At 57.4% G+C, this 15156-nt stretch carries 14 protein-coding genes; 10 read left to right on the top strand and 4 right to left on the bottom strand.

All coding sequences use genetic code 11. The annotated features are described in order from the left end of the window. Positions 1 to 4: 4 nt before the first annotated feature. Entirely contained in the window at positions 5 to 472 is a 468-nt protein-coding gene (yigI, locus tag EnteroDNA1_RS13025; protein WP_032644790.1) for an acyl-CoA thioesterase YigI, read from the bottom strand. A gap of 163 nt (positions 473 to 635) precedes the next feature. On the opposite strand from yigI, the gene pldA reads away from it, so the two are divergent. The 3 genes from pldA (at position 636) to rhtC (ending at position 4107) form a co-directional block, all read left to right on the top strand. Further along, positions 636 to 1505 carry a phospholipase A gene (pldA, locus tag EnteroDNA1_RS13020; RefSeq protein WP_023333803.1) on the top strand — a complete coding sequence of 290 codons (870 nt, stop codon included), beginning with the start codon at positions 636 to 638 and terminating at the stop codon, positions 1503 to 1505. A 90-nt stretch (positions 1506 to 1595) separates the two neighbouring features. Beyond that, entirely contained in the window at positions 1596 to 3425 is a 1830-nt protein-coding gene (recQ, locus tag EnteroDNA1_RS13015) for an ATP-dependent DNA helicase RecQ (protein WP_029741834.1), read from the top strand. A gap of 61 nt (positions 3426 to 3486) precedes the next feature. Then, complete coding sequence (rhtC, locus tag EnteroDNA1_RS13010) at positions 3487 to 4107, top strand: threonine export protein RhtC (RefSeq protein WP_025757538.1); 621 nt, start codon at positions 3487 to 3489, stop codon at positions 4105 to 4107. Here the strand turns inward: rhtC and rhtB are convergent. Then, complete coding sequence (gene rhtB / locus EnteroDNA1_RS13005) at positions 4104 to 4724, bottom strand: homoserine/homoserine lactone efflux protein (protein WP_008501533.1); 621 nt, start codon at positions 4722 to 4724, stop codon at positions 4104 to 4106. The genes rhtC and rhtB overlap by 4 nt on opposite strands. 110 nt (positions 4725 to 4834) lie before the next feature. Here rhtB and pldB point away from each other — a divergent pair, with 110 nt between their 5' ends. From pldB to EnteroDNA1_RS12990, 3 genes are all read left to right on the top strand, one after another. Further along, entirely contained in the window at positions 4835 to 5827 is a 993-nt protein-coding gene (gene pldB, locus EnteroDNA1_RS13000) for a lysophospholipase L2 (protein ID WP_033146896.1), read from the top strand. Between the two features lie 31 nt (positions 5828 to 5858). After that, positions 5859 to 6659 (top strand): sugar/pyridoxal phosphate phosphatase YigL, encoded by an 801-nt coding sequence (gene yigL / locus EnteroDNA1_RS12995; RefSeq protein ID WP_029741831.1) that lies wholly within the window; start codon positions 5859 to 5861, stop codon positions 6657 to 6659. An 82-nt stretch (positions 6660 to 6741) separates the two neighbouring features. Then, positions 6742 to 7641, top strand: coding sequence for a carboxylate/amino acid/amine transporter (locus EnteroDNA1_RS12990; protein ID WP_064673083.1), 900 nt, complete (start codon positions 6742 to 6744; stop codon positions 7639 to 7641). Here EnteroDNA1_RS12990 and metR read toward each other — a convergent pair. Then, positions 7529 to 8482 carry an HTH-type transcriptional regulator MetR gene (gene metR / locus EnteroDNA1_RS12985; protein ID WP_023309616.1) on the bottom strand — a complete coding sequence of 318 codons (954 nt, stop codon included), beginning with the start codon at positions 8480 to 8482 and terminating at the stop codon, positions 7529 to 7531. The genes EnteroDNA1_RS12990 and metR overlap by 113 nt on opposite strands. Before the next feature lie 115 nt (positions 8483 to 8597). Between metR and metE the strand changes: the two genes are divergently transcribed. Next, positions 8598 to 10859, top strand: a complete 2262-nt coding sequence (metE, locus tag EnteroDNA1_RS12980; RefSeq protein ID WP_069303411.1) for a 5-methyltetrahydropteroyltriglutamate--homocysteine S-methyltransferase — start codon at positions 8598 to 8600, stop codon at positions 10857 to 10859. Positions 10860 to 10905: 46 nt separating this feature from the next. Here the strand turns inward: metE and EnteroDNA1_RS12975 are convergent, their stop codons facing one another. Beyond that, on the bottom strand, positions 10906 to 11712 hold the full coding sequence (locus EnteroDNA1_RS12975; protein WP_023333795.1) for a dienelactone hydrolase family protein: 807 nt from the start codon (positions 11710 to 11712) through the stop codon (positions 10906 to 10908). A 255-nt stretch (positions 11713 to 11967) separates the two neighbouring features. Between EnteroDNA1_RS12975 and udp the strand changes: the two genes are divergently transcribed. The 3 genes from udp (at position 11968) to ubiE (ending at position 15148) form a co-directional block, all read left to right on the top strand. Next, positions 11968 to 12729, top strand: a complete 762-nt coding sequence (udp, locus tag EnteroDNA1_RS12970) for a uridine phosphorylase (protein ID WP_003860792.1) — start codon at positions 11968 to 11970, stop codon at positions 12727 to 12729. A gap of 139 nt (positions 12730 to 12868) precedes the next feature. After that, positions 12869 to 14326: a DNA recombination protein RmuC gene (rmuC, locus tag EnteroDNA1_RS12965; RefSeq protein WP_069303410.1), complete on the top strand. Its 1458-nt coding sequence runs from the start codon at positions 12869 to 12871 to the stop codon at positions 14324 to 14326. Between the two features lie 66 nt (positions 14327 to 14392). Beyond that, entirely contained in the window at positions 14393 to 15148 is a 756-nt protein-coding gene (gene ubiE / locus EnteroDNA1_RS12960; RefSeq protein WP_023309612.1) for a bifunctional demethylmenaquinone methyltransferase/2-methoxy-6-polyprenyl-1,4-benzoquinol methylase UbiE, read from the top strand. Positions 15149 to 15156 lie beyond the last annotated feature (8 nt).

Genomic DNA, 15156 nt, shown 5'->3' with positions numbered 1-15156 from the left:
CGCCTCAACCCACCATATAAGTGGCGGTTGCGCTGGCGATATACACCTGCTCTTCGTTGTGTAATTCAACGCGCGCCACGGCAACTTTATTTCCCGCGCGCAGCAGGCTGCTGGAACAGGTAAAGCGATTTCCGCGCCCCGGGCGAAGATAGTCGACGCGCAAATCAATGGTGCCCATGCGCGCCAGACGCTGGCGGAGTTCGTCTTCGTTGATGGTGTCATGGCGGGTCAGCGTGCTGCCCACGCAGACCAGACCTGCCGCCACGTCCAGCGCGGAGGCAATCACGCCGCCGTGCAAAATACTTTGCGCCCAGTTACCTACCATCATCGGCTGGTTGTTGAAGCTCAGCTGGGCAAAATCTTTCTCGTAACGCTCCAGCTCCAGTCCCAGCGCGCGGTTAAAGGGCATATGGTAAACAAAAATCTCGCCCACGAGTTTTAACACTTCTTCGGCGGTAAGCATGGCTGACATGAGGCATCACATCCTTATTGTTAACGAAATGTTGATTTTATGCCTCGGCAACAAGGAATTCCACTTTCAGAAACGAGGATGCAGCAGTTGTCGCAGAAGTCTGTAGAATGTTCGCCACATAACTATTCAGCTAATTTTACTCTTTTGCAGGAGAACACCACCGATGCGGACGTATCTGGCCTGGTTACTGGCGGCGGTTGCGCTGCCCCTCACAGCATATGCGCAGGAAGCGACGATTAAAGAGGTGCATGATAAACCTGCCGTTCACGGTAGCATTATCGCGAACCTTCTTCAGGAGCATGACAATCCGTTCACGCTCTATCCGTATGACACCAACTATGTGATTTACACCCAGACCAGCGATCTTAACAAAGAGGCGATAAGCTCCTATAACTGGTCTGATAATGCGCGTAAAGATGAGGTGAAGTTCCAGCTCAGCCTGGCGTTCCCGTTCTGGCGCGGTATTCTGGGGCCGAACTCGGTGCTCGGGGCGTCTTACACGCAGAAATCCTGGTGGCAGCTCTCTAACAGCGGAGAGTCCTCGCCGTTCCGTGAAACCAACTATGAGCCGCAGCTGTTCCTCGGTTTTGCAACGGATTATGAGTTTGCGGGCTGGACGCTGCGTGACGTCGAAGTGGGCTTTAACCACGATTCCAACGGTCGCTCTGATCCTACCTCGCGCAGCTGGAACCGTGCCTATACGCGTCTGATGGCGCAGAACGGTAACTGGATGGTGGAAGTGAAGCCGTGGTATGTGGTGGGCGAAACCGATGACAACCCGGATATCACCAAATATATGGGCTACTACCAGCTCAAAGTCGGCTATCAGTTGGGTGATGCCGTGCTCAGCGCCAAAGGCCAGTACAACTGGAACACCGGCTACGGCGGTGCGGAAGTGGGCTTAAGCTATCCAATGACGAAGCATGTCCGTATCTATACGCAGGTGTACAGCGGTTACGGCGAGTCGCTTATCGATTACAACTTCAACCAGACCCGCGTCGGCGTGGGCGTGATGCTGAACGATATTCTCTAGGCTGTTCGAATGTTTTTGCGTTAAACGTTGAAGTTTCTCTCTCAGGCGCTGAAAATAGCGCCTGTTTCATTTCTGGCATATGGGGTTAACGTGGCGCAGGCGGAAGTATTGAATCAGGAGTCGCTGGCTAAACAGGTTTTGCATGAAACCTTTGGCTACCAGCAGTTCCGCCCTGGCCAGGAAACCATCATTGAAACGGTGCTGGAAGGTCGTGATTGCCTGGTGGTGATGCCGACCGGTGGCGGCAAGTCCCTCTGTTATCAGGTGCCCGCGCTGGTGCTTAACGGCCTGACGGTCGTGGTATCCCCCCTTATTTCTCTGATGAAAGACCAGGTTGACCAGCTGCTCGCCAACGGCGTGGCGGCGGCCTGTCTTAACTCCACCCAAACCCGGGAGCAGCAGCAAGAGGTGATGGCCGGTTGTCGCACCGGACAGATCCGCCTGCTGTATATCGCGCCGGAACGCCTGATGCTGGATAACTTCCTCGATCACCTGGCGCACTGGAACCCGGTGCTGCTGGCGGTGGATGAAGCGCACTGTATTTCCCAGTGGGGACACGATTTCCGCCCGGAATACGCGGCCCTCGGCCAGCTGCGTCAGCGTTTCCCCGAGCTGCCGTTTATGGCGCTTACCGCCACGGCGGATGACACCACGCGGCTGGATATCGTTCGCCTGCTCGGGCTGAACGACCCCTATATTCAGGTCAGCAGCTTCGACCGCCCCAACATCCGCTATATGCTGATGGAAAAGTTCAAGCCGCTGGATCAGCTCCTGCGCTACGTCCAGGAGCAGCGCGGCAAGTCCGGCATCATCTACTGCAACAGCCGTGCGAAGGTGGAAGACACCGCCGCGCGTCTGCAAAACCGTGGCTTTAGCGCCGCCGCCTATCACGCCGGATTAGAGAACCACATCCGCGCCGACGTACAGGAGAAATTCCAGCGCGACGACCTGCAAATCGTCGTCGCGACGGTCGCCTTCGGAATGGGCATCAACAAGCCGAACGTGCGCTTTGTGGTGCATTTCGACATTCCGCGCAATATCGAATCCTACTATCAGGAAACCGGCCGCGCCGGGCGTGACGGTCTGCCTGCGGAAGCGATGCTGTTTTACGATCCGGCCGATATGGCGTGGCTGCGCCGCTGTCTGGAAGAGAAGCCGCAGGGACAGCTGCAGGATATCGAGCGCCACAAGCTCAACGCGATGGGCGCGTTTGCCGAAGCGCAAACCTGCCGCCGTCTGGTTCTGCTCAACTACTTTGGTGAAGGGCGCCAGGAGCCGTGCGGCAACTGCGATATCTGCCTCGATCCGCCAAAGCAGTACGATGGCCTGATGGACGCGCGTAAGGCGCTCTCGACCATTTACCGTGTGAATCAACGCTTCGGGATGGGCTACGTGGTGGAGGTGCTGCGCGGCGCCAATAACCAGCGTATCCGTGATATGGGCCACGACAAGCTGCCTGTCTACGGTATTGGCAAGGAGCAGAGCCACGAACACTGGGTGAGTATTATTCGCCAGCTGATCCACCTCGGCTTCGCCACGCAGAACATTGCCCAGCACTCCGCCCTGCAGCTGACCGAGGCGGCGCGTCCGGTCCTGCGCGGTGACGTTGAACTCAAGCTCGCCGTGCCGCGCGTCATCGCCCTGAAGCCGCGCGTGATGCAGAAATCCTACGGCGGCAACTATGACCGCAAGCTGTTCGCCAAACTGCGCAAGCTGCGTAAGGCCATCGCCGACGAAGAAAACATCCCGCCTTACGTGGTGTTCAACGACGCGACGCTGATCGAGATGGCCGAGCAGATGCCGCTCAGCGCCAGCGAAATGCTCAGCGTCAACGGCGTGGGAACACGTAAGCTGGAGCGCTTCGGTAAAGAGTTTATGGCGCTCATCCGCTCTCACGCCGATGGTGATGATGAGGAGTAGTCAGCCGGGCGAAAAAGTGCCAGGATGATGACTCACTAAATTATTTCCCCGCGAGCTAATTATGTTAATGCTATTTCTCACCGTGGCGTTAGTGCACATCGTTGCGCTGATGAGCCCCGGCCCGGATTTTTTCTTCGTATCACAAACGGCCGTCAGCCGCTCGCGCAAAGAGGCGATGATGGGCGTGCTCGGTATCACCATGGGCGTTATGGTCTGGGCGGCCGTTGCGCTGCTCGGTCTGAACCTTATCCTGGCGAAGATGGCCTGGCTGCATAACATCATTATGGTCGGCGGCGGGCTGTACCTGTGCTGGATGGGCTACCAGATGCTGCGCGGGGCGCTGAAGAAAGAAGAGAAAAAACCGCAAGAGCCGAAGGTCGAGCTGGCAACGGGCGGCCGCAGCTTTGTAAAAGGGCTGCTGACCAATCTGGCGAACCCGAAAGCGATTATCTATTTCGGCTCGGTGTTCTCGCTGTTTGTCGGCGATAGCGTCGGCGCGGGCGCACGCTGGGGCATCTTCCTGCTGATCGTCGTTGAAACCTTTGCCTGGTTTACCATCGTGGCCAGCCTGTTCGCCTTACCGGCGATGCGCCGCGGCTATCAGCGTATCGCGAAGTGGATTGACGGCTTCGCCGGCGCGCTGTTCGCCGGCTTCGGCATTCATCTCATCATTTCTCGCTAAGCATGACGCGCTGACGCAAGCAGCGCGCCAACCAGCATAAACAGCGAACCAAAGACTTTATTCAGGGCCTTCATCTGCTTAGGCCCTTTAATCCACGCCGCAATTCGCTGCGCCAGCGTCGCGTAGCCAATCATCACGATGATATCGACGATAATGGTGGTCGCGCCCAGCACCACGTACTGCATCACCTGGGGCTGATGTGGCACGATAAACTGCGGGAACAGCGCGGCGAGGAAAACGATGCTCTTCGGGTTGGTCAGGTTGACGAACACCGCGCGCTTAAACAGATGGCCGCGGTTTTGCGTCTGAGCGAGCGTATTCAGGTTGATGGAGCCTGCCGCGCGCCACTGCTGGATGCCGAGCCAAATCAGATACGCTGCCCCGGCCCATTTCAGCACCTCAAAGGCCAGCACGGAGCGGGAGAACAGGGTCCCCAGACCGATCCCGACCAGCACAATATGAATGCCCAGCCCGGTCTGCAAACCGGCAATCGACGCCGCTGCACCGCGGTAGCCGTGGTTGATGGAGGTGGTCATGGTGTTAATAGCCCCCGAACCCGGAGAAAGGCTGAGGATAATGGATGTCAGCAGGTAGGCGAACCACCATTCGAAGGTCATTTGAAACTCCCGAACCGTCTATTTTTATGCCACAATACGCTATTATTGAGTCATTTTGTGACCGGTGACGAAAAAAACGATATTCCCTGGATTACGTGAGTGGAAACCCAATGTTTCAGCAGAAAAAGGACTGGGAAACACGAGAAAACGCTTTTGCTGCTTTCTCTATGGGGCCGCTGACCGATTTCTGGCGGCAGCGTGAGGAAGATGAGTTTACGGGCATCGGGGGCGTCCCGGTGCGTTTCGTTCGTTTCCGAAATGAAAAAAATGACCGGGTGATAGTGGTCTGCCCTGGGCGTATTGAAAGCTACGTTAAATATGCCGAGCTGGCCTATGACCTGGTCCATATGGGGTTCGATGTCCTGATCATCGACCATCGTGGACAGGGGCTGTCCGGACGTATGCTGCCGGACACGCACCGTGGGCACGTCGATCGCTTCAGCGATTACGTCGATGATTTTGCCGCGTTCTGGCAGCAGGACGTTCAGCCCGGCCCCTGGCGCAAGCGGTATATTCTTGCGCACTCCATGGGCGGCGCCATTTCGACGCTGTTTTTGCAGCGTTACGCGCACCAGTGCGACGCCATTGCGCTCACCGCGCCGATGTACGGTATCGTCATCCGTTTTCCTGACTGGATGGTGCGCCATCTTCTTGACTGGGCTGAGGGCCATCAGCGCATTCGTGAAGGTTACGCCATTGGCACAGGACGCTGGCGCGCGCTGCCGTTCGCCATCAACGTCTTAACCCACAGCCGGCAGCGTTATCGCCGCAACCTGCGCTTTTATGCCGATGAACCGCGCTTGCGCGTCGGCGGCCCGACCTGGCACTGGGTGCGGGAGGGGATTCTGGCCGGTGAGCAGGTGCTGGCGGGGGTAGGCGATGATGACACGCCGACGCTTCTGATCCAGGCGGAAGAAGAGCGTGTGGTGGATAACCGCATGCATGACCGCTATTGTGAACTGCGCGCTGCAGCCGGTCACCCTTGTGAAGGGGGTAAACCGCTGGTCATTAACGGCGCGTTCCATGAGATCCTTTTTGAAAAGGACGCTATGCGCTCAGTCGCGCTTAACGCCATTGTTGAATTTTTCAACAGGCATAATTGATTCTTGTTTTCCACCAGAGGTTGAAATCCCTATGTACCAGGTTGTTGCATCTGATTTAGATGGCACGCTGCTTTCCCCCGACCACACCCTGTCGCCTTATGCGAAAGAGACCTTAAAACTCCTGACTGCCCGTGGCGTGAACTTTGTGTTCGCCACCGGCCGCCACCACGTGGACGTGGGGCAGATCCGCGATAATCTTGAGATCAAATCGTACATGATCACCTCCAACGGTGCGCGCGTGCATGATACCGACGGCAACCTGATCTTTACCCACAATCTGGATCGCGATATTGCCGCCGATCTGTTCGGCGTGGTGCATAACAACCCGGCTATCGTCACTAACGTTTACCGCGACGACGACTGGTTCATGAACCGCCACCGCCCGGATGAAATGCGTTTCTTCAAGGAAGCGGTATTCAACTACTCCCTCTACGAACCGGGCCTGCTGGAGCCGGAAGGGATCAGCAAGGTGTTCTTCACCTGTGACAGCCACGAAGAGCTGCTCCCGCTGGAACAGGCGATCAACGCCCGCTGGGGCGATCGCGTCAACGTGAGCTTCTCAACCCTGACCTGTCTGGAAGTGATGGCGGGTGGCGTCTCTAAAGGTCACGCGCTGGAAGCGGTTGCGAAACGTCTGGGCTTCGGGCTGAAAGACTGTATCGCCTTTGGTGACGGCATGAATGACGCCGAGATGCTTTCGATGGCGGGCAAGGGCTGCATCATGCAGAACGCGCACCAGCGTCTGAAGGATCTGCATCCTGAGCTGGAAGTGATTGGTTCTAACGCTGACAACGCGGTACCGAAGTATCTGCGCAAACTGTTCCTTGAATAATCTTCATTCGGTTGTTTATTGCTCAGTTGTCAACTAAAGAGTTCGCTACAATGCCTCTCCTTCTTTCTGAGAGACAAGCATTGTGGCGCTACTCATTATCACCACTATCCTGTGGGCCTTCTCCTTTAGCCTGATTGGCGAATACCTTGCCGGTTCGGTCGACAGCTACTTCTCGGTGCTGATGCGCGTGGGGCTGGCGGCGCTGGTTTTCCTGCCGTTTCTGCGCAAGCGCGGGCAATCGCTGAAAACGATTGTGCTGTATATGCTGGTGGGGGCGATGCAGCTCGGCATCATGTATTTGTTCAGCTTCCGGGCCTACGTCTACCTGTCCGTCTCCGAATTCCTGCTCTTTACCGTGCTGACGCCGCTCTATATCACGCTGATTTACGACCTGCTCAGCAGGCGCCGCCTGCGCTGGGGATACCTGCTGAGCGCGGCGCTGGCGGTGATCGGCGCGGCGATTATTCGCTATGACAAAGTCAGCGATCACTTCTGGACCGGGCTGATGTTCGTCCAGCTCGCCAACATCAGCTTCGCCATCGGCATGGTGGGCTACAAACGTCTGATGGAAACCCGTCCGATGCCGCAGCATAACGCGTTTGCCTGGTTCTATATGGGCGCCGCGATTGTCGCCGTAGCGGCGTGGTTTATGCTCGGTAATCCGCAAAAGCTGCCGACCACCGCCGTGCAGTGGGGCGTTCTGGTCTGGCTGGGCGTAGTGGCGTCAGGGCTGGGGTACTTCATGTGGAACTACGGCGCTACGCAGGTAGACGCCGGTACGCTGGGGATCATGAACAACGTGCATGTTCCGGCAGGGCTGCTGGTCAACCTCGCCATCTGGCAGCAACAGCCGCACTGGCCGAGCTTCCTTATTGGGGGAGCGGTGATCCTGGCTTCGCTGTGGGTCCATCGCCGATGGGTCGCTCCGCGCTCCGCACAAACGGAAGATGGTCGCACGCGTGGTTCCGCGCTGAGCGAATAAACGCCTCCGTAATCGGCTGACGCTGCTCGCCATCGCGCACGGCGGCGTACAGTCGGCTCCACAATCCTTCACCCAGGGTTTTGGTCTGCACCAGACCCTGGCGTTCAAAACTCTCCACCACCCAGTGCGGCAGCGCCGCGATACCCATTCTGGCCGCCACCATCTGAATCAGCAGCAGGGTGTTATCCACGCTTTTCAGCTGCGGGCTAATGCCTGCCGGCTGCAGGAAGTGTCGCCAGATATCCAGGCGGCTGCGCTGCACCGGATAAATCAGCAGCGTCTCTGTCGCCAGGTCTTCCGGCGTGATGCGCGTTTTGGCGGCCAGCGGGTGGTCCGGCGCCAGCACCAGGCGCACTTCATAATCAAACATCGGCGAATAGTGCAGGCCGCTGCGCGGCAGGATGTCAGAGGTCATGACCAGATCCAGCTCGCCCTGCTGCAGCGACGGCTGCGGGTCAAAGGTCACGCCGGATTTGAAGTCCATCTCCACCTGCGGCCACTTCTGGCGGAAGTTCTCAAGCGCGGGGGTCAGCCACTGAATACAGCTGTGGCACTCAATGGCGATGCGCAGTTTGGTCTGCTGCGGTTCGTTACACGCCTGCAGCGCGCTCGCGATTTGCGGCAGTACCTGATTCGCCAGCTGAAGAAGAATTTCACCCTGCGGCGTAAAGCGTAGCGGCTGGCTCTTACGCACAAAAAGACGGAAGCCGAGGCGTTGTTCCAGATCGCTGAACTGGTGAGAAAGGGCGGACTGGGTCTGGTGCAGCGTGGCCGCAGCCGCCGCGAGCGAACCGCAGTTCCGCAACGCTTGTAGCGTTTTCAGGTGTTTAATCTCGATCATGAAAGTCCTTCACTTCGCCATGAACATATTGCGCTTGAGGAATATACAGTACCTGCCAATTATAGAAGTGTAAACATCTGGACGTCTAAATAACGAATTTCACAAGGGGCACACCATGACAATCCGCAATCACACTCTCGGTTTCCCTCGCGTCGGCCTGCGTCGCGAGCTGAAAAAAGCGCAAGAAAGCTACTGGGCGGGTAATGCCACCCGTGAAGAACTGCTGGCGGTAGGACGCGAGCTGCGCGCCCGCCACTGGGATCAGCAAAAACAGGCGGGCATTGACCTGCTGCCGGTGGGCGATTTCGCCTGGTACGACCATGTTCTGACGACAAGCCTGATGCTTGGCAACGTGCCGGCTCGTCATCAGAACAAAGATGGATCGGTAGATATCGATACCCTGTTCCGCATCGGCCGTGGCCGCGCGCCAACGGGGGAGCCAGCGGCAGCGGCGGAAATGACCAAGTGGTTTAACACCAACTATCACTATATGGTGCCGGAGTTCGTCAAACGCCAGCAGTTCAGGCTGGCCTGGACGCAGCTTCTGGACGAAGTGGATGAAGCGCTGGCGCTGGGCCACCAGGTGAAGCCGGTGCTGCTCGGGCCGGTAACGTACCTGTGGCTGGGCAAAGTAAAGGGCGAGCCGTTTGACCGACTCAGCCTGCTGAAGGATATTCTGCCAGTCTACAAACAGGTGCTGAGTGAGCTGGGCAAACGCGGCATTCAGTGGGTGCAAATCGACGAACCGGCGCTGGTGCTTGAGCTGCCGCAGGATTGGCTCGATGCCTTCAAACCGGCGTATGACGCGCTCACCGGTCAGGTAAAACTCCTGCTGACGACCTATTTTGAAGGCGTGACGCCGAACCTGAAGACCATTACCGCGCTGCCGGTCCAGGGCCTGCACGTTGACCTCGTACACGGTAAAGATGATGTGGCGGAGCTGCACAAGCGTTTGCCAGCGGACTGGCTGCTCTCTGCCGGGCTGATCAACGGCCGTAACGTCTGGCGCGCCGATCTCACCGAAAAATACGCGCAAATCAAAGACATCGTCGGCAAACGTGAGCTGTGGGTGGCCTCGTCCTGTTCGCTGCTGCACAGCCCGATCGATCTGAACGTGGAGACCCGTCTGGATGCCGAGGTGAAAAGCTGGTTTGCCTTCGCCCTGCAAAAATGTGAAGAGCTGACGCTGCTGCGCGACGCGCTGAACAGCGGCGACACGGCGGCGATTACCGAATGGAGCGCTCCGATCCAGGCGCGTCGTCACTCGGCGCGCGTGCACAACCCGGCGGTGGAAAAACGCCTGGCGGCCATCACCGCTCAGGACAGCCAGCGGCAGAGCCCTTACGAGGTGCGCGCCGAAGCGCAGCGCGCCCGCTTTAATCTGCCCGCGTGGCCGACCACCACAATTGGCTCTTTCCCGCAAACTACGGAAATACGCGGCCTGCGTCTGGACTTCAAGAAGGGCAATCTGGATGCGAATCACTATCGCACCGGCATCGCCGAACACATCAAGCAGGCGATTATCGAGCAGGAACGCCTGGGGCTGGACGTGCTGGTGCACGGCGAGGCCGAGCGTAACGACATGGTGGAATATTTTGGTGAGCACCTGGACGGCTTTGTCTTTACCCAGAACGGCTGGGTGCAGAGCTACGGCTCACGCTGCGTGAAGCCGCCGGTGGTTATCGGTGACGTCAGCCGCCCGGAAGCGATCACCGTGGAGTGGGCGAAGTATGCCCAGTCCCTGACCGATAAGCCGGTAAAAGGGATGCTCACCGGTCCGGTGACCATTCTCTGCTGGTCGTTCCCGCGTGAAGACGTGACTCGTGAAACCATTGCCAAACAGATCGCCCTGGCGCTGCGTGATGAGGTGGCGGATCTGGAAGCGGCAGGCATTGGCATTATTCAGATTGACGAACCGGCCCTGCGCGAAGGCTTGCCGCTGCGCCGCAGCGACTGGGATGCCTACCTGCAGTGGGGCGTGGAGGCGTTCCGCATCAACGCCGCGGTGGCGAAGGACGATACCCAGATCCACACCCACATGTGTTACTGCGAATTCAACGACATTATGGATTCGATTGCCGCGCTCGATGCCGACGTGATCACCATCGAGACCTCGCGTTCAGACATGGAGCTGCTGGAGTCGTTTGAAGAGTTCGACTACCCGAATGAAATCGGGCCGGGCGTGTACGACATTCACTCCCCGAACGTGCCGAGCGTGGAGTGGATTGAAGCCCTGCTGAAAAAAGCGGCCCAGCGCATTCCGGCAGAGCGCCTGTGGGTGAACCCGGACTGCGGACTGAAAACCCGCGGCTGGCCGGAGACGCGCGCGGCGCTGGCGAACATGGTGAAGGCGGCGCAAAACTTGCGTCAGGCTTGATGATGCGTAGGCCCGGTAAGGCATAGCCGCCACCGGGCTTTTTTTATTACGCTTTCTTACCGCCGTACTGGCTAAACCACGCCAGCATTCTTTGCCAGCCATCTTTGGCTGATTCTGCGTGATAGCTCGGACGATAATCGGCGTTAAACGCGTGCCCGGCATCCGGATACACCACGATCTCTGCCTTCGCATTGGCCGCACGGAGCGCATGGCGCATGGTCTCAACCGAATCCAGCGAAATACCGGTGTCCTGACCGCCGTAAAGTCCTAACACGGGGGCGTTTAGCTCCGTGGCTATATCGACGGGATGTTTCGGCGAGTTCAGCGTTTTTTCACCCACCAGTTTGCCGTACCAGGCGACAGCGGCTTTGAGCTGCGGGTTATGCGCGGCATACAGCCAGCTAATGCGTCCACCCCAGCAGAAACCCGTGACCAGCAGACGATGCGGATCGCCGCCGTTGCGCGCCGCCCAGCTGGCGACGTGGTCGAGATCGGCCAGCACCTGCGCGTCCGGGACTTTGCTCACCAGGTTGCTGAGCAATGTTGGAATATCGCTGTAGTCGTTCGGATCGCCCTGACGGAAGTAGAGCTCTGGCGCAACGGCCAGATACCCTTCCAGCGCCAGTCGGCGGCAGAGGTCGCGAATGTGTTCGTGAACACCAAATATCTCCTGAATCACAATCACGATGGGCAGCGGACCGTCTGCCGATTTTGGCCGTGCGTGATAAGCAGGCATATTCTCCCCCTGCGAGGGAATGGAGGTCTCGCCCGCGGTAATTGCCGCTTCTGGCGTCGACACGATGGTTGAAGCATGTGGGGCCGCAGCAGGTGCAAAACCGGTTTTTTCAGTCATGGCATTCTCCGTACCAATGAGTTAGCGCAAAGGTAAATATAGACACCAGGTTAACAACTCACAGTGCCTTAAACGGTCTATCTTTTGTGCAGCACCAGGCGTTATAACTTGTTAATGTGATGTAAATCACTTTTTTATGGAAATTCAATGTAATCATTTTCATTCATGGTGAGGTGTGTCACGAAAATATGCTTACTGCTTCTGTAAAGTACCGTTTTACTTCTTCTGACTAACCGACCCACAGAGGAGTCACCTATGTCTAAGTCTGATGTTTTTCATCTCGGCCTCACCAAAAACGATTTACAAGGGGCTACTCTCGCTATCGTCCCTGGCGATCCTGAGCGTGTGGAAAAGATCGCCGCGCTGATGGATAAGCCGGTCAAGCTGGCTGCCCATCGTGAGTTCACCACCTGGCGCGCAGAGCTGGATGGCAAAGCGGTGATCGTGTGCTCTACCGGTATCGGTGGTCCGTCTACGTCTATTGCTGTTGAAGAGCTGGCACAGCTGGGCATCCGTACTTTCCTGCGTATCGGTACCACCGGCGCTATCCAGCCGCACATCAACGTCGGAGACGTGCTGGTCACGACCGCGTCCGTTCGTCTGGACGGCGCAAGCCTGCACTTTGCACCGATGGAATTCCCGGCAGTGGCTGATTTCGAATGCACCACCGCGCTGGTTGAAGCCGCGAAATCCGTGGGCGCAACCACCCACGTGGGCGTCACCGCCTCTTCCGACACCTTCTACCCGGGCCAGGAGCGTTACGACACCTTCTCAGGCCGCGTGGTTAGCCGTTTCAAAGGCTCAATGGAAGAGTGGCAGTCCATGGGCGTGATGAACTACGAAATGGAATCCGCAACGCTGCTGACCATGTGCGCAAGCCAGGGTCTGCGTGCCGGTATGGTGGCGGGCGTGATCGTCAACCGTACCCAGCAGGAGATCCCGAACGCCGAAACCATGAAGCAGACCGAAAGTCATGCAGTGAAAATCGTGGTGGAAGCAGCGCGTCGCCTGATCTGATCCTCTCTTCTGTAATCAAAGGCCGACGCGTTCGGCCTTTATTTTTTGCGTAGCGCCTCGCAGGAAAACCCTTTCAAACTGGACGTTTATACAGCACAATTCTATTTTGTGCGGGTAATACGTTGATGCAGGGGGCATTGTGGATATCTCGATCCTGATTTACGCGGTGATTGCGCTGGTGGGCTTAGGGATTGGCTGGCTGATTTCCAGCTACCAGCATGCGCAGCAGAAGGCCGACCAGCTGGCCGAGCGAGAAGAGATGGTCGCCGATTTAAGCGCGGCAAAACAGCAGCTTGCTTTGAGCGAACACTGGCGCGACGAGTGCGAACTGCTCAACAACGAGCTGCGTAACCTGCGAGACATTAACACCTCGCTGGAGGCCGATCTCCGCGAAGTCACTACTCGCCTTGAATCCACCCAGCTGCATGCGGAAGACAAAATCCGCCAGATGATCAACAGCGAGCAGCGCCTCAGCGAACAGTTTGAGAACCTCGCCAACCGAATTTTTGAGCACAGCAACCGCCGCGTTGACGAACAGAACCGCCAGAGCCTGAACAGCCTGCTGACGCCGCTGCGCGAACAGCTGGACGGTTTTCGCCGTCAGGTGCAGGACAGCTTTGGTCAGGAAGCCCGCGAGCGGCACACGCTGGCGCATGAGATTCGCAATCTTCAGCAGCTGAATGCGCAAATGGCGCAGGAAGCGGTCAACCTGACCCGCGCGCTGAAAGGGGATAACAAAACCCAGGGCAACTGGGGAGAAGTGGTGCTGACCCGCGTGCTTGAGGCCTCTGGTCTGCGCGAAGGATACGAGTACGAAACGCAGGTGAGTATCGAAAACGATGCCCGCTCGCGTATGCAGCCGGATGTCATCGTGCGGCTGCCGCAGGGTAAAGATGTGGTGATTGACGCCAAAATGACGCTGGTGGCGTATGAACGCTACTTTAATGCGGACGATGACTACACCCGCGAGTCTGCGCTGCAGGAGCACATTGCCTCCGTGCGTAATCATATTCGCCTGCTTGGCAGAAAAGACTACCAGCAGCTGCCGGGTCTGCGCTCGCTGGACTATGTCCTGATGTTCATCCCGGTAGAACCCGCGTTCCTGCTGGCACTCGACAGACAGCCTGAACTTATCACCGAAGCGCTCAAAAATAACATTATGCTGGTCAGCCCCACCACGCTGCTGGTGGCGTTACGCACCATTGCGAACCTGTGGCGCTATGAGCACCAGAGCCGCAACGCGCAGCAGATTGCCGATCGCGCCAGCAAGCTGTACGACAAAATGCGCCTCTTCGTGGACGACATGTCTTCAGTCGGGCAGAGCCTGGATCGTGCGCAGGATAACTACCGCCAGGCGATGAAAAAACTCGCCTCCGGACGCGGCAATCTGCTGGCACAGGCTGAATCATTCCGCAGCCTGGGGGTTGAGGTTAAACGCGAGATTAATCCGGAATTGGTCGAACAGGCCACCGCCCAGGACGACGAATTTCGCCTGCGAGAAGGCGCGGACGAACAAAAGACAAACAGTGAAGACAACACGTTAGCGGCGGATTTATCACCAGACGAGACTCCAGCGCGTTTCTTTCGCGGTGGTTGAAACGTAGGGCAAACGCGCCCAATCTGTTACACTTCACGAACATTTTACTGATAAGCAGGCTCTGAGATGGCTGACGATTCACAAGACACAACGCACTTTGGCTTTCAGACTGTCGCCAAAGCGCAGAAAGCTGACATGGTGGCCCACGTATTTCATTCCGTGGCGGCGAAGTACGATGTAATGAATGACCTGATGTCGTTCGGCATTCATCGCTTGTGGAAGCGCTTCACCATTGACTGCAGCGGCGTACGTCGTGGACAAACGGTGCTGGATTTAGCCGGTGGTACGGGCGATTTAACCGCGAAATTCTCCCGTCTGGTGGGCGAAACCGGTCGCGTTGTTCTCGCCGATATTAATGATTCCATGCTGAAAATGGGACGCGAAAAGCTGCGTAACATCGGCGTGGTGGGGAATGTCGAGTATGTGCAGGCAAACGCCGAAGCGCTGCCATTCCCGGACAATACCTTTGACTGCATCACGATCTCTTTCGGTCTGCGTAACGTTACCGATAAAGAAAAAGCGCTGCGCTCCATGTACCGCGTGCTGAAGCCGGGTGGACGTTTGCTGGTGCTCGAGTTCTCTAAACCGATCATTGAGCCGCTGAGCAAAGCCTACGACGCCTATTCCTTCCACGTGCTGCCGCGTATTGGTGAGCTGGTGGCTAACGACGCTGAAAGCTACCGCTATCTGGCGGAGTCTATCCGTATGCACCCGGATCAGGACACATTAAAAGCCATGATGCAGGACGCGGAATTTGAGAACGTTGAATATTTCAACCTGACGGCCGGTGTCGTCGCGCTGCATCGCGGTTACAAATTCTGAGTGGAGGT

Source organism: Enterobacter sp. HK169, from assembly GCF_001719105.1.
Classification (GTDB): Bacteria; Pseudomonadota; Gammaproteobacteria; order Enterobacterales; family Enterobacteriaceae; genus Enterobacter; species Enterobacter asburiae_B.
The sequence above is the reverse complement of the archived record's forward strand: the minus strand, read 5'-3'. Positions and strand labels throughout refer to the sequence as shown.